The sequence below is a fragment of the Rhizobium grahamii genome (assembly GCF_009498215.1).
Classification (GTDB): domain Bacteria; phylum Pseudomonadota; class Alphaproteobacteria; order Rhizobiales; family Rhizobiaceae; genus Rhizobium; species Rhizobium grahamii_A.
The window spans coordinates 1,498,668-1,519,693 of sequence record NZ_CP043498.1 but is presented as its reverse complement, the minus strand read 5'-3'; the positions used below and the strand labels follow the sequence as shown (position 1 = coordinate 1,519,693).

Genomic DNA, 21,026 nt, shown 5'->3' with positions numbered 1-21,026 from the left:
CCACTATGGCAAACTTTACGCTGAAGGTCACCCGCCTCGGATTTTCCCTGTTGCAATCGGTTTCGCCGCGCATCGCAGGAAAAGCGGCCTTCCGTCTGTTCTGCATGACGCCGTCCTCGGCGCCCAAGGGAGAGAAGGCAAAAGTGGCACATGCTGCGGGCATCGCGAAGCTTGCGGGCGCCGAGCGCTTCACGCTGGCGCTTCAGGGAGGCGGGAAAGCGTATGCCTACCGGCTGAACGGTGGCGCCATCGGGCGGCGTGCGCGTTACCTCGTGACGCATGGATGGGGATCGAGCAGCGTCTACATGGCTGACATCATCGAGACGCTGGCGGCAACCGGCGCGGAGGTGATTGCCGTCGACTTCCCCGGGCACGGAGGCGCAAAAGGGCGAGCGCTGCATATGGGCATGGCCGTGAAGGCGATCGCAGCGGCCGAGCGTCGGTTCGGCGCATTCGACGCCGCCATCGGCCATTCCTTCGGCGGTGCTGCCTTGATGGTGGCCGCTGCGGGCATGCTTCCGTCAGTGCCGGTCGTCCTGCCGGAGAAGCTCGTGTTGATCGGCTCTCCCAGCGAAATGCACTGGCTGTTCAAGGATTTCGGCAAGATGATCGGACTTCGGCGAGCCGCACAGCAGGCGCTTGAGAAAGAGGTTCATCGGATCACCGGCCGGAGACTTGAGGAGTTCGACGCGAGTGCTGCGGCCGGCGTCATCAAGCGGCCGGTGATGATCGTGCATGCGGAGGACGACAAGGAAGTGAGTGCCGACCATGCGCGACGCTATGCAGCGGCTGGCGAGTCCGTCCAGCTTCACTGGGCCAACGGCTTCGGCCATCGCCGGATCGTGGCGGCGCCGCCTGTCCTCGAAACAATCACCGAGTTTCTGACCGGCGACGATTCCGTCCGCGAAGCCGAGATCGTGCCGCTGTTCGATCTTCCCGCGCGGCGCATGTCATTGTAGCGTCACCTTAGGCGGCTAAGGGCCACTTGAACAACGTGGCGGGACGATCATGAAAATCATTGAGACGGTGGAAGAGCTGGCGGCAATCTATGCGGGCGGGCTGTCGCAGGCATCGGTGGCGAAGGTGACGGACTACCTGACGCCGCTCTATCGCGAGATGATCGAGGCTTCGCCCTTCGTGGCACTGGCAACGGTTGGCCCTGAAGGGCTCGACTGTTCGCCGCGCGGCGATATCGGTGGCGTGGTGCGCATTGTCGATGACCGAACGCTGCACATGCCTGATTGGCGCGGCAACAACCGTGTCGACTCGCTCTCCAACATCGTGCGTGACCCGCGCCTGGCGCTGATGTTTCTCATTCCCGGCTCGAACACGACGATGCGCATCAATGGGCGCGGCGTGGTGACAAACGACGAAGCCGTCCTTTCCAGCTTCGAGATGGATGGCAAGCATCCGCGCACCGTGATCGTCATCGCGATCGACGAGGTCTACTTCCAGTGCGCCCGGGCGCTGATCCGTTCCGAGCTCTGGAATCCCGAAACATTCATCGATCCGAAAAGCCTTCCGACCCCCGGCTTGATGCTGAAGGCGGCGACAGGCGATTTCGATTACGAGACCTATGATCGCGAATGGCCGGAGCGTGCGGCCAAGACGATGTGGTAAATCGCAACAACCAGATACGACAAAGCCGGCCGCGTGATACGACCGGCTATCGACCTGTATGTCTTGAGGCTCAGCCCTTGTAGATCAGCCAGCTCTTCGTGAAGTCTTTCTGCATGCCGTCTTCGAACAGGACGCTGCAGTTGCGGCCGGAGTTCTTCGCGCCATAAAGGGCGACGTCAGCCTTGTGATAGAGCTCTCCGGCATCGGCGGCATAGGATGCCATGCAGACGCCGACGGATACGGTGACTGGGCCGTAATTGATCCTGGTGCGGGAGTTGGTGAAGGGCGTCGTTTCCAGCGTGCGGCGGATGCGTTCCGCCATGCCCATCACTTCCTCTGCGGTATTGCCTTCGATGATGAGGGCAAATTCCTCGCCGCCGGTGCGGGCGACGAAGATATCCCGGCGAACGTTGGCGCGAATGACTGACGCGACCGTCGCGAGGATCTTGTCACCGACCGGGTGACCGTAGGTGTCGTTGATCTTCTTGAAGTTGTCGATGTCGGCAAGAACGAGAGCGCTTATCGGGCGCATCATCGGATTGTTGAAGACGCCGGCCAGACGGTCGTCGAAGGCGCGGCGGTTGGCGAGGCGCGTCAGCGAGTCCGTATTGGCGATGCGCTTGTACTCATCGAGTTCCTTGCGGACCTGATCCATTTCCTGCGAGCGCTGAACGACGTTCTCCACGGTCTTCTCGCCGTGCGCCATGGTATCGCCCGTGGCCTCGCTCAGAAGCGTCAGCGCGTTCTGGATGATTTCGGCGCTTGTCGTGTTCTTCGAGTTGATGCGGTTGTAGGTTTCGCCGAGCAGCTTGTTGTAGCTCTCGAGCGACGTCTGCTCCTGCCGGAGCACCTTCAGCAGAGTTTCCAGTTCGGCGACGATGCGCGTGTGAGCGTCGTCGAAGACGCGGGCCGGGCTGTGCGTGAAATACTGCGCGCCGAGTTCGTCGAGTTCTTCCTGCGTGGCGTGGTTGCCGAGAGCAGCAAGATCGCGCGTCAGTGCCGGGTTGGAGCCGATATAGGCTTCGTAGAAGAGTTCGTAGTTCCGGGGAATAGGCGCGACACCCATGGAGCGCATGGCAAAGGTAATTTGGCTCGCCACGTCGGGAACCTGGGTCTTTGGCGCCACAGCCGTCGTCATCCGGCTACTCCTCTTGGAAACTCTTAAAAGCAGTCTTTAATTTCTTACTCTTCATTTCTTGGGAAATGATTAAGGGAGGATATACCAGAGATTACATGTAAGTTTTTTCATGAAACGATGACGTCTTCTTATCTCACTGATTTTTATCTTGGAATTTCGGGATCGCGAAAATCGGATCGCGCCTTAGGCGAGTAGACGACGAAAAAATATGAGAAAGCCGCACTTCTTGCGGATCGTTTCGGCCGCGTTGGCTGCCGATACTGCGTTGCAGGAACGCCGGTAGAAAGTCGCCGCGGCCGCCCATCAGGCAACCGCGGCGCGTTATCGAAGCGGGTCAACCCAGGTTGAATTCCTGGAAGAAGTCGTTGCCCTTGTCGTCGGTAACGATGAAGGCCGGGAAGTCTTCGACCTCGATCCTCCAGACCGCTTCCATGCCGAGTTCCTGGTATTCCAGAGCCTCGACCTTCCTGATGCAATCCTGGGCGAGGCGCGCGGCCGGTCCGCCGATCGAGCCGAGGTAGAAGCCGCCGTGCGTCTTGCAGGCTTCGCGCACGGCGCGGGAGCGGTTGCCCTTGGCAAGCATGACCATGGATCCGCCGAAAGACTGGAACTGATCGACGTAGCTGTCCATGCGGCCGGCCGTGGTCGGGCCGAAGGAGCCGGAGGCGTAGCCTGCCGGCGTCTTGGCCGGGCCGGCATAATAGACCGGATGGTTCTTCATGTATTCAGGCATGCCTTCGCCCTTTTCCAGCCGCTCACGGATCTTGGCGTGGGCGAGGTCGCGGGCGACGATGATGGTGCCGGTCAGCGACAGGCGGGTCTTGACCGGATGCTTGCTCAGTTCGGCCAGGATTGCCGGCATCGGCTGGTTCAGGTCGATGCGGACCATCGAGTCCGAGAGCTTCGACTCGTCGATCTCGGGCATGTACTTCGAGGGATCCGTCTCCAGCTGCTCGACGAAGATGCCGTCGCGGGTGATCTTGCCCTTCGCCTGGCGGTCGGCGGAACAGGAGACGCCGAGGCCGATCGGCAGCGAGGCGCCGTGGCGGGGCAGACGGATGACGCGGACGTCATGACAGAAATACTTGCCGCCGAATTGCGCGCCGACGCCCATCTGCTGCGTCAGCTTGTGGATTTCCTTCTCCATCTCGATGTCGCGGAAGGCGTGGCCGCTTTCGGAGCCTTCAGTCGGAAGGTCGTCGAGGTAACGGGTCGAGGCGAGCTTGACGGTCTTCAGGTTCATCTCGGCCGAGGTGCCGCCGATGACGATCGCCAGATGGTAGGGGGGACAGGCTGCCGTACCGAGCGTGAGGATCTTCTCCTTGAGGAAGTCGATCATCCGGTCATGGGTCAGAAGCGACGGTGTGCCCTGATAGAGGAAGGTCTTGTTGGCCGAGCCGCCGCCCTTGGCGACGAACAGGAAGTCGTAGCTGTCAGTGCCTTCCTCGTAGATGTCGATCTGGGCCGGCAGGTTGTTCTTGGTGTTCCGTTCCTCGAACATCTTGATCGGCGCGAGCTGCGAATAGCGCAGGTTCTTCTTCTCGTAGGCGTCCATGACGCCCTTGGCGAGAGCCGAGTAATCCTCACCTTCGGTCCAGACGCAGCGGCCCTTCTTGCCCATGATGATCGCCGTGCCCGTGTCCTGGCACATCGGCAGGATGCCGCCGGCGGCGATGTTGGCGTTCTTCAGCAGGTCATAGGCAACGAAGCGATCGTTGTCGGTCGCCTCAGGATCTTCGAGGATCGAGGCGAGCTGCTTCAGGTGGCCGGGCCGCAGGAGATGGTTGATGTCGGCAAAGGCCGTTTCGGCAAGCAGGCGGATGCCTTCCGGCTCGACGGTCAGGATATCCTGTCCCTTGAAGCTGTCGACAGAGACGTAGTCGCTGCTGATCTTGCGGTATTGGGTGGAGTCTTTGCTGAGGGGGAAAAGATCGTCAGCCATCGAAGGACCTTTCATGCGGACCGAAATCGCAGATGGTCTATTCGGGCGTCTTCGCAATTGCAATAATTCTAAAACTAGTCTGTTTTAGTCATGAAAATCGCTGGAAACACCGCCGCAGAGCGGCGGTGTCGATTGTTGAGTGAGGACTTACTTCGGGCCGATCATGGTCTCAGGGCGGACATACTGATCGAATTCCTCGTTCGTCAGATAGCCGCCGCCAACGGCTTCCTCGCGAAGCGTCGTGCCGTTCTTGTGGGCGGTCTTGGCGATCTTGGCGCAGATGTCGTAGCCGAGCCTGCCGTTCAGGGCGGTGACCAGCATCAGCGAATTCTCGACGCCCTTCCTGATGTTGTCCTCGCGAGCCTCGATGCCGACGATGCAATTGTCGGTGAAGGAGACCGCGGCATCGGCGAGCAGCTGGACCGACTGCAGGAAGTTGTAGGCCATCATCGGATTGTAGACGTTGAGCTCGAAGTGGCCCTGGCTGTCGGCGAAGGTAAGCGCAGCGTTGTTGCCGAAGATGTGGACGCAGACCTGGGTCAGCGCTTCGCACTGCGTCGGGTTGACCTTGCCCGGCATGATCGAGGAGCCGGGTTCGTTCTCCGGCAGGGCCAGTTCACCGAGGCCGGCGCGCGGGCCGGAGCCCAGCAGGCGGATGTCGTTGGCGATCTTGAAGAGCGCGGCAGCAGCGGCGTTGATGGCGCCGTGGCTGAAGACCATCGAGTCGTGGGCAGCCAGCGCCTCGAACTTGTTCGGCGCCGTCACGAACGGCAGGCCGGTGATCGCGGCAATCTCTTCCGCGACCTTCTCGGCAAATCCAACCGGCGCGTTGAGGCCGGTGCCGACGGCGGTACCGCCCTGCGCCAGTTCGCAGAGACCCGGCAGTGTGAGTTCGATGCGCTTGATGGCGGAGCCGACCTGTGCGGCATAGCCCGAAAATTCCTGGCCGAGCGTCAGCGGCGTCGCGTCCTGCGTGTGGGTGCGGCCGATCTTGATGATGTGGCTGAACTCGGTGACCTTCATGTCGAGCGCGGCGTGCAGGTGCTTCAGGCTCGGGAGCAGGTGGCGAACGATCTGCTCGGCGCAGGCGATGTGCATCGCCGTCGGATAGGTGTCGTTCGACGACTGACTCATGTTGACGTGATCGTTTGGATGTACCGGCTTCTTCGAGCCCATGACGCCGCCGAGCATCTCGATTGCGCGGTTGGAGATCACTTCATTGGCATTCATGTTCGATTGAGTGCCGGATCCGGTCTGCCAGACGACGAGCGGGAAGTGCTCGTTGAGCTTACCGTCGACGACTTCCTGTGCGGCCGCGACGATGGGGTTGCCGATTTCTGGCGAAAGCTGGCCAAGCGCCATGTTCGTGCGAGCGGCTGCCTGCTTGACGACGCCGAGGGCGCGAACGATCGATGCGGGCTGCTTTTCCCAGCCAATCTTGAAGTTCCCGAGCGAGCGCTGCGCCTGCGCTCCCCAATACTTGTCATTCTCAACTTCGATCGGGCCGAATGTATCGGTTTCGGTGCGGGTGGAGGTCATGGCCGAGCCTTTCTTACGCGTCTGCAATGCGAGATGCGGTCTTATAGGTCTGAAACGGCGCCAAGAAAACTGGGAGAAATTGAAATATGAATATTGAAGTCATGTTATGGCGCGAAATCGGCAGTGGCATTTGCGCCACGTCAGACTTTTTATAGTCCAGCGTCTTTTTGGCAACTGTGTCTGGATGCGAAAATAGAGTAAAAAATTAACCAATAATTTCATAATTTTGTGTGAATTGAGTTCTGGCGGCGGCTGTGCTGCGTTACCGAAGATTGAATTCTTCGAGGCTGGCGATGCTGGCTGCTTTCTGCCATGTGACCGGCTGGCGCCGGGATAAGACGAGTTCTGAACTGGGCTCTTGCCCATGATTTAAGACAAGCATGACACTGGGACTGGAAAAAGCATGAAATTCTTCTTCAAAGGTGCGGTTTCCGCACTCGCACTGTCCTGCGGCGCTGCGGCCTTCGGAGTGACGCCGGCGCATGCCTATACGCTGATGGACATGATCCGCGGCGATCGCGCCCGTACCCAGAGCACGATCATCAATCCGGCGCCGACCATGCCGCCGATGGCCGAGCAGTCGCCGTCCGCGCCGTTGCCGAAGGTTTCGTCACCGCAATATTATACCTACAAGCCGGACGCGATGCGGTTCGTCGATACCGGAAAGTTCACGGATCCCGTCGTGACCGGCGCCGTCGTGGCTGCCACCGGCGACGCGCAGCCTGCTCCCAGCGTGCAGCGCCGCTACCTGATCGAGGCCAAGGTGCGCGCGCCGGTCGAGGTCGCAAAGGCGCTCGAAACCTATTACAGCGACGCGAAGAACCCGCTCGTCTGGGTGAGCGGTACCGAAATCAACGATCGCGCCAAGGCCGCCATGGCCTTCCTGGCTGGTGTCGGCTCGGTTGGCCTCGATCCCGCCGATTACGCGGTAACCGCCCCGGCGGTCGATCCGGCAAATCCGGACCCGGCCGTGCGTGATCGCGCGCTGACGCAGTTCGAACTCGAGCTTTCCGCCAAGGTTCTCGCCTATGTGCAGGATACCGGTCGTGGGCGCGTCGATCCGAACAAGCTGTCCGGCTATCACGATTTCGCCCGCAAGACAGTGAAGCTCGATCCGGTGCTGAAGCTGGCGCGGATGAGCCCCGATGTCGGCGCCTATCTCGGCAGCCGCACGCCTGATGGTCCGCAATTTGCTGCGTTGAAGGCCGAACTGGCAAAGCTCCAGGGCGAGGGCCACATCGAGCAGCCGATCAAGATCGAGCTCAGCGGCCTGCTGCGTCCGGGCGACACGTCCGCCGCGATCCCGAATATCGTCAAGGCGATCGACAAGCACGGTTCGGCTGCGCTGAAGAGCGAGAATGCGGCGACACTTTCGTCCTATGCCGGTGGCACCGAGTATTCGCCAGAGATCGTCTCGCTGGTCGAGGCTTTCCAGAAGGAGCGCGGTCTGAAGCCTGACGGTGTCATCGGGCAGGCGACCGTTCGTGTCATGACCGGCGGCGACAGCAATGGCGCCAAGGTCGAGAAGCTCGTCGTTGCCATGGAACAGGCGCGCTGGCTGCCGAACGACCTCGGCTCGCGCTACGTCTTCATCAATCAGCCGGCCTACATGGTCTACTATCACAACGACAACAAGGAACAGTTGTCGATGCGGGTGGTGATCGGCCAGCCGTCGCATCAGACCTTCTTCTTCCAGGATCAGGTCCAGACGGTCGAGTTCAATCCGTTCTGGGGCGTTCCGCAGTCGATCATCATCAACGAGATGCTGCCGAAGCTGCGCTCCGACCCGAACTATCTCGATCGCATGGGTTACGAAGTCGCCGTCGGCGGCAAGGCGGTTCCGTCGTCGAGCGTCGACTGGTACGGTTCGACCTCGAACATTTCCGTGCGTCAGCCACCAAGCGGTGACAATGCGCTGGGCGAACTGAAGATCCTGTTCCCGAACGCGCATGCCATCTACATGCACGACACGCCGTCCAAGAGCTTCTTCAAGCGCGACATGCGGGCTCTCAGCCACGGTTGCGTGCGTCTCGCCGATCCGCGCGCGATGGCGGCGGCGGTGCTCGGAACGACGGTCGAGAAGATCGGCCAGGAAATCGCCACCGGCAAGAACCACGCCGTGCAGGTGCCGCAGAAGTTCCCGATCTACATCGCCTACTTCACGGCATGGCCGAACAAGGACGGCGTCGTTCAGTACTTCGACGATGTCTACGGGCGCGATGCATATGTCCGGAAGGCGTTTGATGCCACGACGAAGGCTCGTGGCGCTCAGATCTAAGGATTGGACCGCTGCGCGGCTGATGTCGCGCAGCGGTATCTGATGCTGTTTTCACCGATCGGTGATACCGGCTATCAGCCGGCGTGCAGGAAGCGGATCGCTTCGTCGCGGCGGAACAGGTAAAGCAGCGTGCGGACGGCCTGGCCGCGCTCGCTGGAGAGATCGGGATCGCGCTCGATCAGATAGGCCGCATCGCGGCGTGCAATTTCCAGAAGATCGGCATGGGCCTCGAGGCTCGCGATGCGAAAGCCCGGTGTTCCGGACTGGCGCGTACCGAGCAGTTCGCCTTCGCCGCGCAGTTTCAGATCTTCCTCGGCGATGCGGAAGCCGTCTTCGGTTTCGCGCATGATCGACAGGCGCGCGTGGCCTGTCTCTCCGAGCGGTCCCTTGTAGAGCAGGATGCACGTCGAGGCCTCGTCGCCGCGTCCGACACGACCGCGAAGCTGATGCAGCTGCGCCAGGCCGAAGCGTTCAGCGTGCTCGATCACCATGATCGTCGCATCGGGAACATCGACGCCGACTTCCACCACTGTAGTGGCGACAAGCAAGCGGGTCTCGCCATTCTTGAAGGCCATCATGACGGCGTCTTTTTCCGGACCGCTCATCCGGCCGTGGATCAGGCCGATGCCGGGGCCAATAGACGAGACCAGCGTCGCATGACGCTCCTCGACCGACATCAGATCGCTTTCCTCGGACTCTTCGACGAGCGGGCAGATCCAGTAGGCCTTCTTGCCTTCGGCCAAGGCGCTTTTCAGGCGACCGACGATCTCGCCGGTGCGTTCCGTCGGAACGGTGATTGTCTGTATCGGCTTCCGGCCGGCCGGCTTCTCCGTCAGCTTCGAGACGTCCATGTCACCGAAGGCAGCGAGCACGAGGGTTCGCGGGATCGGCGTCGCGGTCATGACGAGCATGTGCGGCGTGATACCCTTGGCCGTCAGTCTGAGGCGCTGGTGGACGCCAAAGCGATGCTGCTCGTCGACCACGGCCAGCATGAGGTTGCGATAGTTGACGCTGTCCTGGAAGAGGGCGTGAGTACCGATGATGATTTGTGCGTCGCCGGATGCGATCCTTTCGAGGATATCTTCGCGCTCCCGACCCTTGGTGCGGCCGGTGAGTACCTCGATGCCCAAACCGGCAGAGGCGGCAAATTTGGAGATCGTTGCATAATGCTGACGGGCTAGGATCTCGGTCGGCGCCATCAGGACCGCCTGGCCACCGCTCTCGATGACAGCCGCCATCGACATGAGGGCGACCAGTGTCTTGCCGGAACCGACGTCGCCCTGCAGCAGGCGCAACATGCGATCCTCGCCGGCCATGTCCTTCAGGATATCGGCAATCGCCGCGTTCTGGCTCGATGTCGGCGAGAACGGCAGAGCCTGCAGGATCTGGGCGCTGAGCCGGCCTGTCGCATGAACAGGCTGACCCGCCACCTTGCGCAGCCGCTGGCGCACCAGGCTGAGCGACAACTGGCCGGCCAGGAACTCGTCATAGGCGAGGCGGCGGCGGGCAGGCGCCTGCGGGTCGATATCCGACGGGTCGCGTGGTTCATGCAACCCGTGGAACGCGTCCGCGATCGTCGGCAGGCCCTGCTTCTGCGCGAGCGCGAGGTCGATCCACTCCGGCAGTTCCGGCGCGCGTGGCAGTGCTGCTTCGATGATCTTGCGCAATGTCTTCGGCGAAAGACCCGCCGTGAGCGGATAGATCGGCTCGACGAGGGGCAGGTTTTCGGCTTCGCTGGCCTTCACGATGTAGTCGGGATGGACCATCGACGCACGGCCGTTGAACCAGTCGATCTTGCCGCTGACGGTGACCTCCTCGTCAAGCGGCAGCTGCTTTTCGAGCCACGCTGCCTGACCGCGGAAGAAGACGAGCGTGAGCTCGCCGGTTTCGTCGTGCAGGTTGACGCGATAAGGGATGTTGCTCTTTCCGCGCGGCGGCGCCTGATGGCGGTCGACGCGCCCCGTGACCGTCACGATGGCACCCTGCGGGGCGAGGGCAATGCCCGGCTGATTGCGGCGGTCGATCAGCGAATGAGGCGCGTGGAACAGCAGATCCACGACGCGGGTGTCATCGGGCGTCTCCCGCCCGAGCAATTTCACCAGCAGTTCGGCGATCTTGGGACCGACGCCGGGCAGGGCGGAAACAGGTGAAAACAACGGATCGAGTATGGCGGGGCGCATGGCGGCAAAATGCGATGAACAATGCGGTCTTGGCAAGGCTGACAAGCCGCTTTCGAGGGTCTATAGAGGCGCATCAACAGGAAGGTAATGCCATGACGGGTGTGTCACTCTCAAGCGCCGATCTTGATCCGCGCCGCCGCCGAATTCTCTTTCGCTGCTGGCATCGCGGCATCCGCGAGATGGATCTGGTCTTCGGGCAGTTCGCGGAGAAGGAGATTGCCACACTTTCGGAAACCGAGCTGGACGAGTTCGAGACCATCATGGCCGAAGAGGATAACGATCTCGTTCGCTGGATCATGGGAACCTGGCCTGTGCCGGAGCGTTTCCTGACGCCGATGTTCGAGCGCCTTTGCGCCTACAAGCCCGATTTCGAGTACCCAGCCGACGCCCTTCCCAGGAACGCCTAATGATCCCAGGTTTTGACGCAAAGAAGCTGTCAGCGATCGCCGAGCCGCTGACGATCGGCAACGTGCCCGCCGGCATGGAAGCGCTGCTCCTGGCGGAGCTGGCGCGCAACGGCGAGCCTGTTGCCTACGTGCTTTCAGACGGCCAGCGGATGGCGGATCTGGAGCAGATGCTGGGCTTCGTTGCGCCCGAGATACCCGTGCTGACCTTGCCTGCATGGGACTGTCTTCCGTATGACCGCGTCTCGCCGAGCGCCGACACCTCGGCGCGGCGGCTTGCTGCTCTCAGCGGACTGATTGCGCATCAGAAGAAACCGCATGCGGCGATCGTGCTCGTTACCGTCAATGCGCTGCTCCAGAAGGTCGCTCCGCAGGACATCATCGAGAGCCTGGCCTTCTCGGCCCGTCCCGGCAACACGGTGCGGATGGACGACATTGCCGGGCGCCTGGAGCGGAACGGCTTCGAGCGCGTCGCGACGGTGCGCGAGGTCGGCGAATATGCGGTGCGCGGCGGCATTCTCGATGTTTTCGTGCCGGGCTCCGAGGAGCCGGTTCGGCTCGACTTTTTCGGTGACACGCTCGAAAGCATCCGCAGTTTCGATCCGGCGAGCCAGCGTACGACCGGGCAGGTCCGCTCGCTCGATCTCAACCCGATGAGCGAAGTCACTCTGACGCCAGATACGATCAGCCGCTTCCGCAAGAATTATCTCTCCGCCTTCGGTGCCGCGACGCGTGACGATGCCCTCTACCTCGCCATATCGGAGGGGCGGCGTTATCCCGGCATGGAACATTGGCTGCCGCTCTTCTACGAAAAGCTGGAAACCGTTTTCGATTATCTCCGCGGCTTCCGGCTGGTGACGGACCACACGGTTCGCGAGGCGGCGGAAGAACGCTCAAAGCTCGTCTTCGATTACTACGACGCCCGCCTGAATTCCGGACAGGCCCGCAAGGGACAGATGGCGCAGGGAACGCCCTACAAGCCCGTGGTGCCCGGCCAGCTTTACATGGATGGCAAGACGTTTGCGAATACGCTCGACGCCTTCAATGCGATGCGGATCTCACCTTTCAACGAGCATGAGGGTGAGGCGCGGCGGGTTATCAACCTCGATGCACGCCAGGGCGAGCGTTGGGCTCGTTCGAACACCGAGGGCAGCAGCAACGCCGAGCGCGTCAATGTCTTCGATATTGTCGTCAAGCATATCGCCGACAGGCGTGCGTCGGGCGCCAAGGTGCTGATAACGGCGTGGACGGAAGGCTCGCTTGAACGTCTGCTGCAGGTGCTGAACGAACACGGTCTCGAGCGCGTGAAGCCGATCGGCGCGTTGAAGGAGATCGATGGCCTTGCCAAGGGCGAAGCTGCGGCTGCCGTCTTCAGCCTCGAATCCGGCTTCGAGGCCGGCAATCTCGTCGTCATCGGCGAGCAGGACATTCTCGGTGACCGCATGGTGCGTCGCTCGAAGCGTCGCAAGCGGGCTGCCGATTTCATCTCCGAAGTCGCGGGCCTCGATGAGGGTTCGGTCGTCGTCCATGCCGAGCACGGCATCGGCCGGTTTATCGGCCTGCGCACGATCGAGGCGGCGGGCGCGCCACACGCCTGCCTCGAGCTGCAATATGCCGACGATGCGAAGCTGTTTCTACCGGTCGAGAATATCGACCTTCTTTCGCGCTACGGCGGCGAGGGGACCGAAGCGCAGCTCGACAAGCTTGGCGGCGGCGCATGGCAGATGCGCAAGGCCAAGCTCAAGAAGCGGCTGCTCGACCTGGCGGATGCACTGATCCGTATCGCCGCCGAGCGTCTGACGCGTCATGCGCCTGTGCTGACGACGCCGGAGGGGCTCTATGACGAGTTCGCGGCGCGCTTCCCGTATGACGAGACGGAAGATCAGGACAACGCCATCGAGGCTGTTCGCAGCGATCTTGGCGCTGGGCGCCCGATGGATCGTCTTGTCTGCGGTGACGTCGGGTTCGGCAAGACGGAGGTCGCGTTGCGTGCGGCTTTCGTCGCGGCGATGAACGGCATTCAGGTGGCCGTCGTGGTGCCGACGACGCTGCTGTCGCGCCAGCATTTCAAGACCTTCTCCGAGCGTTTCCGCGGGCTGCCGGTTCGCGTGGCGCAGGCATCGCGGCTGGTCGGCTCCAAGGAGCTGGCGCTGACGAAGAAGGAGATCGCCGACGGCAAGACGGATATCGTGGTCGGCACGCATGCTCTGCTCGGCGCCGGCATCCAGTTCGCCAACCTCGGCCTTCTGATCATCGACGAAGAGCAGCACTTCGGTGTGAAGCACAAGGAGCGACTGAAGGAGCTGAAGAGCGACGTCCACGTGCTGACGCTGTCGGCAACGCCAATCCCGCGAACGCTGCAGCTCGCGATGACCGGTGTTCGCGAACTGTCGTTGATCACGACGCCTCCGGTCGACCGCATGGCGGTGCGTACCTTCATTTCGCCATTCGACAGCCTCGTCATTCGCGAAACGCTGATGCGCGAGCACTATCGCGGCGGCCAGAGCTTCTACGTCTGCCCGCGTCTTGCCGATCTCGAAGACGTGCAGGCCTTCCTGCAGTCCGATCTGCCGGAACTGAAGGTGGCGGTTGCCCATGGTCAGATGCCGGCTGGCGAGCTCGAAGACATCATGAACGCCTTCTACGAGGGACGCTACGACGTACTGCTGTCGACGACCATCGTGGAATCCGGCCTCGACGTTCCGACAGCCAACACACTGATCGTGCATCGCGCCGACATGTTCGGCCTTGCGCAGCTTTATCAGCTGCGTGGGCGTGTCGGTCGTTCCAAGGTGCGCGCCTTCGCGTTGTTCACCCTGCCGGTCAACAAGGTGTTGACGGCGACGGCCGAACGCCGCCTGAAGGTGCTGCAATCGCTCGATACGCTCGGCGCCGGCTTCCAGCTGGCGAGCCACGACCTCGATATCCGCGGCGCCGGCAACCTGCTTGGCGAAGAACAATCCGGCCACATCAAGGAAGTCGGCTTCGAGCTCTACCAGCAGATGCTCGAGGAAGCGGTTGCCGAGGTGAAGGGCGTGGACGAGATCCAGGATACCGGCTGGTCACCGCAGATCGCCGTCGGCACCTCGGTGATGATCCCTGACGGCTACGTTCCGGACCTGCACCTGCGCATGGCGCTATACCGTCGCCTCGGCGAGATCACGGAACTCAAGGAGATCGATGCCTTCGGTGCGGAGATGATCGACCGTTTTGGTCCGATGCCGATCGAGGTGCAGCATCTCCTGAAGATCGTCTACGTGAAGTCGCTCTGCCGTATCGCCAATGTCGAGAAGCTGGATGCCGGTCCGAAGGGCATCGTCGTCCAGTTCCGCAACAAGGAATTTCCGAACCCGGCGAACCTGGTCGGCTACATCGCCAAGCAGGGTGCGATGGCGAAGATTCGTCCGGATCACAGCCTGTTCCTGACGCGCGATCTGCCGACGCCGGAAAAACGGCTGCAGGGAGCGGCCGTTATCATGACCCAGCTTGCGGAAATGGCGAAGTAGGTGAGCTTGCCCCGGCGGTGCAGCCGCGGTCGCGCTCAAGCCCTCACTCTCCCTCATCCCGGCCTTGAGCCGGGGCCAGCTGGCCCAAGCCCTTGGGCCAGAGGAGTCTTTTCGCCGCGCGGACGCGCGTCGCTGGATCCCGGCTCAAGGCCGGGATGAAGGAGGTGTGCGGTCGGGATTGGAGCGTCCGGTGCCGATGAGGACGGCCTGAAAGCCGCTATTAATTCATGCCAGCGCGCGCTTCGGCCTTCGCCTTGGCAATGTCACGCAGCGCGCTTGCCAGCACGTCGGGCGTCTGCGCGCCGCTGACGGCGTATTGCTGATCGAAGATGAAGAACGGTACGCCGTTGACGCCCATCTTCTGTGCGGATTCGACCTCTTCAACGACCAGGGCCTTGTCGGCATCGGAGGCGAGCAGCGATGCAGTGACCGCGCGATCGAGGCCGGCCTTCTCGGCAATGTCGAGCAACACGGCATGATCGCCGACGTTGCGGCCTTCCTCGAAGTTCGCCTTGAACAGGCCGTTGACGACCTTGTCCGCCTTGTCGCGGTCTTCGATCATCGCCCAGTGGATCAGGCGGTGCGCGTCGAGCGTGTTCGGGCCGATCTTGATGGCTTCGAAATCGAAGTTGATGCCGACCTCACGGCCAAGTTCGCACAGCATCTTGTGGCCCTGAGCCACGCGTTCGGCACCGCCAAGCTTCTGCTCGAGCGCCTTCTTCTGGTCCACGCCCTCAGGCGGATAGTCGGGATTGAGACGATAGGGGCGCCAGTTGATATCGACGCCGACTTCGTCCTGAACTTCGGCAATCGCAAGCTCGAGCCGCGCCTTGCCGAGATAGCACCACGGGCAGACGACGTCGGAAACAACGTCGATGGTAATGCGTTCCATGGGCTTTTCCCTTTTCCTGAAAACCGAAACCTTTCCCGCCATCTAGGACCTGCGGCGGAAGAGTTCAACCAGGCAGTAAAAGGGAACCTGCCTATTGTGCGCTCTGATCCCACCAGGTCGACAGCTGGTAGCCATAGAGCGGCACCGTATCCGGATGACCGATGCGCTTGCTGCGCGCGACCCACTGCTGATCGACGTGATAAAGCGGCAGGACATAGTGGCCTGACAGCAGCATGCGATCGTGCGAACGCACGGCGGCGGTGAAGTCCTCGGCCGAACGCGCCGTGAGGATATGCTGTATCAGCGTATCGACATCGGGATCGGCGACGCCGGCGAAATTGTCCGTTCCCTGGCGATCCTTTGCGGCTGAGGACCAGCGTCCCAATTGTTCGATCCCAGGCGACAGCGACGAGGTGTAGGATTTGACGATGACGTCGTAGTCGAAGCTGTTCGTACGGCTCTGATATTGCGAATCGTCGACCGTGCGGATCGTCACGCCGATGCCGAGGAGTTGCAGCGACCGCTGATAGGACACGGCCAGTTTTTCCTGATCGGTATTTTGCGTCATGATCTCGAAACCGAGCGGTCGGCCGCTGGCGTCGCTCATCTTGCCGTTCTTGATCGTGTAGCCCGCTTCCTTGAGGAGCGCGACGGCCTGCTTCAGGACATTGCGGTCGCGGCCGGATCCATCGGTCACCGGCAGCTTGTAGGTGCCGTTGAGGATCGCCGGATCGATGCGGTCCTTGATCGGGCCGAGCAGCTTCAGTTCGCGTTCGTCAGCGGGTACCTGGAAGCTCGACAGATCGGAGTTCTGCCAGAAGCTCTCTGTGCGGATATAGGCATTCGAGAACAGGTTCTTGTTCGCCCATTCGAAGTCGAAGATGAGCGACAGTCCCTCGCGAAGCTTCACATTGTTGAAGACCGGACGCCGCGTGTTGAAGACGAAGCCGAACATGCCGCTCGGCAGCTTCGGTTCGAACGTGTCCTTGACAACGTTGCCGGAGGCCACGGCGGGAAAATTGTAGGCGTTCGCCCAATGGCCCGGGCTGCCGTCGGGGTAGATATCGACATCGCCCTTCTTGAAGGATTCAAACAGGGTGGTGTCCTGCAGGAAGTACTGGACGGTGATCTGGTCGTAATTGTCGAGGCCGACCTTTGCGGGGATGTCCTTGCCCCAATAGTTCGGGTCGCGTTCGAAGGTGATGCTTTCGCCAGGCTTCAGCGACTTGATCTTGTAGGGTCCGGAGCCGACCGGCGGCGTCAGCGACGATCGGTCGAAGCTGTCAGGATCGATGGCATGCTTCGGCAGGATCGGGGTCGAACCAGCCAGAATCAGCGGAAACTCGCGATCCGCCTTGTCGTTGAAGGTGAACCGGACACCGTGGTCACCGACCTTCTCCATCTTCTCGACGGCGTTCAGGCGCGTGCTGAAGGGAACGCGACCTTTGTCCTTGAGCAGATTGAAGCTGAAGATGACGTCATCAGGCGTTACAGGCTGCCCGTCGGACCACTTGGCGGCGGGATTGAGGTTGAACTGGATATAGGTGCGATCCTCGTCCCACTCCGCCGATTCCGCGAGCAGGCCGTAGAGTGTGAAGGGCTCGTCGCGCGAGCGCAGCATCAGCGTTTCGAAGACGAGATTTCCATACTCCGGATCCCACATGCCGCGCGCCGTCGTGCGCATGCTCTTCAGGATGAAGGGATTGAGGCTGTCGAAGGTGCCGACGACACCGTAGTTGATCTTGCCGCCCTTCTTCACATCAGGATTGACATAGGGGAGATGCTTGAAATCGCCGGGCAGGGCGGGCTCTCCGTGCATGGCAATACCGTGCACGGGTTCGGCCAGCGCGGTGCTGCCAACAAGCGTAAAAATGACGGGAAGAACGATCCGGAGCATCGTTGAGGTCCTTTCCGGGAACGGCACGATTCGGTGCCAGACTATCACGCAGCCACCGCAATTCACCATCCGCGCCGAATTCTTTCGAACGACCCTGAAAAGGCCAAAGAAATACTGGATATCTAGCGCGACGCAATGTAACAGGGGAACCCGAAGTCGGGGGGTCATGCATTTGCCTCATTGTTTTAAGAGGTGGAGTGCGAACAACCCTGTTGGTGAGGATGGCACGTTGTCGTCCCTAAGGGATTTCAGGAGACGGAATTCGTTATGATGTTCAAGGCTGAAAAGAAAACGCGGGCAGCGCTGTCCGTTCTGGCAGTGATGCTTGGGGCCGCGGCGGCTCCGGTGTCTTCCTACGCACAGGACGCTTCGACCGACGCTCCGGCCCAGGCTGCCGGCGCACCGCGCCTCGGCTGGTACAAGACCTGCAGCAAGCAGGAAGACAACGACGTCTGCGTTGTTCAGAACGTCGTCCTGGCAGGCGGCGGCCAGCTGGTCACCGGCGTTGGTCTCATCACCGTTTCCGGCAAGATCAACAACAAGAGCCTGCAGGTTTCTGTTCCCCCGGCACGTCTGATCCCGCCAGGTGTTGGCATGCAGATCGACGGCGGCAAGCCGCAGAAGATCGATTACCTGATGTGCATGCCTGACCGTTGCGTCGCGCAGATCCCGCTGACGGATGCCATGGTTGCGAGCCTGAAGAAGGGCACCGACCTGGTTCTGACCTCGATCAACTTCCGCCGTGCGCCGAACCCGATCAAGATTTCTCTGGAAGGCTTCACGGGCGCATTTGACGGCGAAGCCGTTTCCGCCTCGAAGCTCGCAGAAAGCCAGAAGAGCCTGCAGGACAGCATGCAGAAGAAGGCTGACGAAGCGCGCAAGAAGCTCGAAGACGCTCAGAAGGCTGCCAAGGCTCAGTAAGCCGGCGCCGCATTCGCAATATCGAAAAACCCGGCCTTGTGCCGGGTTTTTTGTTGCCCTGCCGGAAAAGAAAAACCCCGCCGAAGCGGGGTTGGAAAGACTATACCGACGATCTAGTGGGCGAAGCTCATCTTGGGTTTGAACTGACCCGTCGGTGCCATATCGAATATCTGATAGACCTGCTCGTTGCGAAGCGGGACGCCGCTTTCGTCGTTCACCAGGTTCTGCTCGGACACGTAGGCGACGTATTCGTTTTCATCATTTTCGGCGAGCAGGTGGTAAAAAGGCTGATCCTTGCTCGGACGCGCTTCGGCGGGGATGGAGTTCCACCATTCTTCGGTGTTGGCGAATTCCGGATCTACGTCGAAGATGACGCCGCGAAACGGAAAAACCTTGTGCCGAACCACTTCGCCGATACTGAACTTTGCTACTCTTTCTTTCATGGTACGACTTCCTTTCATCACCCAATTTGGTGATTGCCCTCGCTCAAATCAAGATTTGTGAGGGATTGCGTCACATGAGTGTCATATCCGCCTGTGGCGATCCGTGACGACGGAGAGGGAGCCCGGCAGGGCCGGGCTCCCGGTGGCTGGCTGTTAGGCCGAGTAGTACATGTCGTATTCGACCGGATGCGGGGTCATGTCGTAGCGCATGACCTCGATCATCTTCAATTCGATGAAGGAGTCGATCTGGTCGTCGTCGAAGACGCCGCCGGCGGTCAGGAACTTGCGGTCCTTGTCGAGGCTCTCCAGAGCTTCGCGCAGCGAGCCGCAAACCGTCGGGATCTTCTTCAGTTCCTTCGGCGGCAGATCGTAGAGATCCTTGTCCATGGCCTTACCGGGATGGATCTTGTTCTTGATGCCGTCGAGGCCGGCCATCAGCATCGCTGCGAAGGCGAGGTAGGGGTTCGCCATCGGATCCGGGAAGCGGACTTCGACGCGCTTTGCCTTCGGGTTGCTGCCGAATGGTATGCGGCACGAGGCCGAGCGGTTACGAGCAGAGTAGGCGAGGAGAACCGGTGCTTCATAGCCCGGGACGAGACGCTTGTAGGAGTTTGTCGACGGGTTGGTGAAAGCGTTCAGCGCTTTGGCATGCTTGATGATGCCGCCGATGAAGTAGAGGCAGCTCTCGGACAGGCCTGCATACTCGTCACCGGCGAAGCTTGGCTTGCCACCCTTCCAGATCGACATGTGGACGTGCATGCCCGAGCCGTTGTCGCCGAAGATCGGCTTCGGCATAAAGGTTGCCGTCTTGCCATAGGCATTGGCGACCTGGTGCACGACGTACTTGTAGATCTGCATCTTGTCGGCGTTGCGGACGAGCGTGTCGAACTTGATGCCGAGCTCGTGCTGGGCAGCAGCCACTTCGTGGTGGTGCTTCTCGACGGTGACGCCCATTTCCGACAGGACCGTCAGCATTTCGGAGCGCATGTCCTGGCAGCTGTCGATCGGCGGAACCGGGAAGTAGCCGCCCTTGACGCGCGGACGGTGGCCGAGGTTGCCGGTCTCGTATTCGGTGTCGTCGTTGGACGGCAGCTCCGTGGAGTCGAGCTTGAAGCCGGTGTTGTAAGGGTCAGCCTTGTAGCGAACGTCATCGAAGATGAAGAATTCGGCTTCCGGGCCAACGAAGATCGTGTCGCCGATGCCGGAGGCCTTGAGGTAGGCTTCAGCCTTCTTGGCGGTACCGCGCGGATCGCGGTTGTAGGCTTCGCCCGAAACCGGATCGAGAATGTCGCAGAGGATAACCATGGTGGACTGCGCGAAGAACGGGTCCATGTGAACCGTTTCGGGGTCCGGCATCAACACCATGTCGGATTCATTGATAGCCTTCCAGCCGCCAATCGAGGAGCCGTCGAACATGACGCCATCGGCAAACATGTCTTCGTCGACGCAGACAACGTCCATCGTTACGTGCTGCAGCTTACCCTTCGGATCGGTGAAGCGCAGGTCGACGAACTTTACGTCGTTTTCCTTGATTTGCTTGAGAATTTCGCTTGCGGTCGCCATTAAATAGTTCCTTTATTTGAGATGACGATACGTTTTTTCGCCTGTGGGCGACAAAGGCTAGATAGCATCGATACCGGTTTCGCCGGTACGGATACGAATAACCTCTTCGATGTTGGACACAAAAATCTTGCCGTCCCCGATGCGGCCGGTCTGCGCAGCCTTGCGGATGGCGTCGATGACGGCTTCCGCGTTTTCGTCTGCCAGCACGACTTCCACCTTCACCTTGGGCAGGAAATCCACGACGTATTCAGCGCCACGGTAAAGTTCCGTATGGCCTTTCTGACGACCGAAGCCCTTCGCTTCCGTGACTGTGATGCCCTGCAAACCAACTTCCTGAAGGGCCTCCTTCACTTCGTCGAGCTTGAAGGGCTTAATGATCGCTTCGATCTTTTTCATGAGAAAATGACTCTCCGCTTCTCCCGTTAATGCAGGTCCAAACCCGCTGAGCGACATGATGCAGTTATCGTGCCAGTTGGAAAGCGGAATTTTCGGGAAAACTGAGCGAGGAAGCGGAAATACGCCTGTTTTCGGCGCAACTCGGAATGTTTTTCGAGAAAAATGGACGAAAAAATCAGCTCTGACGTAAATTTTTATCTGAAATCATGAATATTCAATTGTTCTCAGCAATGTTTGCGCGGTTAACTTGGTGATTAAAAAGAGTGCAAATGAACAAAAAACAGACGACATAATTTCCGTGGAAGTG

15 protein-coding genes are annotated in these 21,026 nt (G+C 60.7%); 6 read left to right on the top strand and 9 right to left on the bottom strand.

All coding sequences use genetic code 11. From position 1 onward, the window contains the following. The first annotated feature begins 5 nt into the window (after positions 1 to 5). The gene (locus tag FZ934_RS07490) at positions 6 to 959 is read left to right on the top strand and encodes an alpha/beta hydrolase (protein ID WP_153270548.1); all 954 of its coding nucleotides are present in this window, start codon (positions 6 to 8) and stop codon (positions 957 to 959) included. Between the two features lie 49 nt (positions 960 to 1,008). Further along, positions 1,009 to 1,620 carry a pyridoxamine 5'-phosphate oxidase family protein gene (locus FZ934_RS07485; protein ID WP_153270547.1) on the top strand — a complete coding sequence of 204 codons (612 nt, stop codon included), beginning with the start codon at positions 1,009 to 1,011 and terminating at the stop codon, positions 1,618 to 1,620. 70 nt (positions 1,621 to 1,690) lie between these two features. Here FZ934_RS07485 and FZ934_RS07480 read toward each other — a convergent pair whose 3' ends face one another. The 3 genes from FZ934_RS07480 to fumC form a co-directional block, all read right to left on the bottom strand. Beyond that, entirely contained in the window at positions 1,691 to 2,758 is a 1,068-nt protein-coding gene (locus FZ934_RS07480) for a GGDEF domain-containing protein (protein ID WP_153270546.1), read from the bottom strand. 334 nt (positions 2,759 to 3,092) lie between these two features. Continuing rightward, positions 3,093 to 4,700 (bottom strand): fumarate hydratase, encoded by a 1,608-nt coding sequence (locus FZ934_RS07475; RefSeq protein ID WP_153270545.1) that lies wholly within the window; start codon positions 4,698 to 4,700, stop codon positions 3,093 to 3,095. Between the two features lie 147 nt (positions 4,701 to 4,847). Further along, positions 4,848 to 6,239 (bottom strand): class II fumarate hydratase, encoded by a 1,392-nt coding sequence (gene fumC, locus FZ934_RS07470; RefSeq protein ID WP_153270544.1) that lies wholly within the window; start codon positions 6,237 to 6,239, stop codon positions 4,848 to 4,850. 403 nt (positions 6,240 to 6,642) lie between these two features. Between fumC and FZ934_RS07465 the strand changes: the two genes are divergently transcribed. Next, a complete protein-coding gene (locus tag FZ934_RS07465; RefSeq protein WP_153270543.1) occupies positions 6,643 to 8,517 on the top strand; it encodes a L,D-transpeptidase family protein in 1,875 nt (624 codons plus the stop codon). 74 nt (positions 8,518 to 8,591) lie between these two features. Here FZ934_RS07465 and recG read toward each other — a convergent pair whose 3' ends face one another. Beyond that, on the bottom strand, positions 8,592 to 10,697 hold the full coding sequence (recG, locus tag FZ934_RS07460; protein ID WP_153270542.1) for an ATP-dependent DNA helicase RecG: 2,106 nt from the start codon (positions 10,695 to 10,697) through the stop codon (positions 8,592 to 8,594). 92 nt (positions 10,698 to 10,789) lie between these two features. On the opposite strand from recG, the gene FZ934_RS07455 reads away from it, so the two are divergent. Continuing rightward, positions 10,790 to 11,104: a succinate dehydrogenase assembly factor 2 gene (locus tag FZ934_RS07455; protein ID WP_113365124.1), complete on the top strand. Its 315-nt coding sequence runs from the start codon at positions 10,790 to 10,792 to the stop codon at positions 11,102 to 11,104. After that, a complete protein-coding gene (gene mfd / locus FZ934_RS07450) occupies positions 11,104 to 14,607 on the top strand; it encodes a transcription-repair coupling factor (RefSeq protein WP_153270541.1) in 3,504 nt (1,167 codons plus the stop codon). The genes FZ934_RS07455 and mfd overlap by 1 nt, the downstream gene beginning before the upstream one ends. 220 nt (positions 14,608 to 14,827) lie before the next feature. Here mfd and FZ934_RS07445 read toward each other — a convergent pair whose 3' ends face one another. After that, the gene (locus tag FZ934_RS07445) at positions 14,828 to 15,499 is read right to left on the bottom strand and encodes a DsbA family oxidoreductase (protein WP_153270540.1); all 672 of its coding nucleotides are present in this window, start codon (positions 15,497 to 15,499) and stop codon (positions 14,828 to 14,830) included. Between the two features lie 91 nt (positions 15,500 to 15,590). Next, on the bottom strand, positions 15,591 to 17,396 hold the full coding sequence (locus FZ934_RS07440) for an extracellular solute-binding protein (protein WP_153270539.1): 1,806 nt from the start codon (positions 17,394 to 17,396) through the stop codon (positions 15,591 to 15,593). A gap of 267 nt (positions 17,397 to 17,663) precedes the next feature. Here FZ934_RS07440 and FZ934_RS07435 point away from each other — a divergent pair, with 267 nt between their 5' ends. Continuing rightward, on the top strand, positions 17,664 to 18,317 hold the full coding sequence (locus FZ934_RS07435) for an invasion associated locus B family protein (protein ID WP_056814419.1): 654 nt from the start codon (positions 17,664 to 17,666) through the stop codon (positions 18,315 to 18,317). A 113-nt stretch (positions 18,318 to 18,430) separates the two neighbouring features. Here the strand turns inward: FZ934_RS07435 and hspQ are convergent, their stop codons facing one another. The 3 genes from hspQ to FZ934_RS07420 all read right to left on the bottom strand — a co-directional run bounded on the left by hspQ (position 18,431) and on the right by FZ934_RS07420 (position 20,719). Continuing rightward, entirely contained in the window at positions 18,431 to 18,760 is a 330-nt protein-coding gene (hspQ, locus tag FZ934_RS07430) for a heat shock protein HspQ (RefSeq protein ID WP_153270538.1), read from the bottom strand. A 153-nt stretch (positions 18,761 to 18,913) separates the two neighbouring features. Then, positions 18,914 to 20,323: a type I glutamate--ammonia ligase gene (glnA, locus tag FZ934_RS07425; protein WP_153270537.1), complete on the bottom strand. Its 1,410-nt coding sequence runs from the start codon at positions 20,321 to 20,323 to the stop codon at positions 18,914 to 18,916. Positions 20,324 to 20,380: 57 nt separating this feature from the next. Then, positions 20,381 to 20,719 (bottom strand): P-II family nitrogen regulator, encoded by a 339-nt coding sequence (locus tag FZ934_RS07420; protein WP_003579240.1) that lies wholly within the window; start codon positions 20,717 to 20,719, stop codon positions 20,381 to 20,383. Positions 20,720 to 21,026: the final 307 nt, after the last annotated feature.

Coding starts and splice junctions, on each gene's coding strand:
- glnA (WP_153270537.1), bottom strand. CDS start 20,323: ATGGCGACCGCAAGCGAAATTCTCAAGCAAATCAAGGAAAACGACGTA.
- FZ934_RS07480 (WP_153270546.1), bottom strand. CDS start 2,758: ATGACGACGGCTGTGGCGCCAAAGACCCAGGTTCCCGACGTGGCGAGC.
- hspQ (WP_153270538.1), bottom strand. CDS start 18,760: ATGAAAGAAAGAGTAGCAAAGTTCAGTATCGGCGAAGTGGTTCGGCAC.
- mfd (WP_153270541.1), top strand. CDS start 11,104: ATGATCCCAGGTTTTGACGCAAAGAAGCTGTCAGCGATCGCCGAGCCG.
- fumC (WP_153270544.1), bottom strand. CDS start 6,239: ATGACCTCCACCCGCACCGAAACCGATACATTCGGCCCGATCGAAGTT.
- FZ934_RS07465 (WP_153270543.1), top strand. CDS start 6,643: ATGAAATTCTTCTTCAAAGGTGCGGTTTCCGCACTCGCACTGTCCTGC.
- FZ934_RS07440 (WP_153270539.1), bottom strand. CDS start 17,396: ATGCTCCGGATCGTTCTTCCCGTCATTTTTACGCTTGTTGGCAGCACC.
- FZ934_RS07485 (WP_153270547.1), top strand. CDS start 1,009: ATGAAAATCATTGAGACGGTGGAAGAGCTGGCGGCAATCTATGCGGGC.
- FZ934_RS07420 (WP_003579240.1), bottom strand. CDS start 20,719: ATGAAAAAGATCGAAGCGATCATTAAGCCCTTCAAGCTCGACGAAGTG.
- recG (WP_153270542.1), bottom strand. CDS start 10,697: ATGCGCCCCGCCATACTCGATCCGTTGTTTTCACCTGTTTCCGCCCTG.
- FZ934_RS07435 (WP_056814419.1), top strand. CDS start 17,664: ATGATGTTCAAGGCTGAAAAGAAAACGCGGGCAGCGCTGTCCGTTCTG.
- FZ934_RS07490 (WP_153270548.1), top strand. CDS start 6: ATGGCAAACTTTACGCTGAAGGTCACCCGCCTCGGATTTTCCCTGTTG.
- FZ934_RS07475 (WP_153270545.1), bottom strand. CDS start 4,700: ATGGCTGACGATCTTTTCCCCCTCAGCAAAGACTCCACCCAATACCGC.
- FZ934_RS07455 (WP_113365124.1), top strand. CDS start 10,790: ATGACGGGTGTGTCACTCTCAAGCGCCGATCTTGATCCGCGCCGCCGC.
- FZ934_RS07445 (WP_153270540.1), bottom strand. CDS start 15,499: ATGGAACGCATTACCATCGACGTTGTTTCCGACGTCGTCTGCCCGTGG.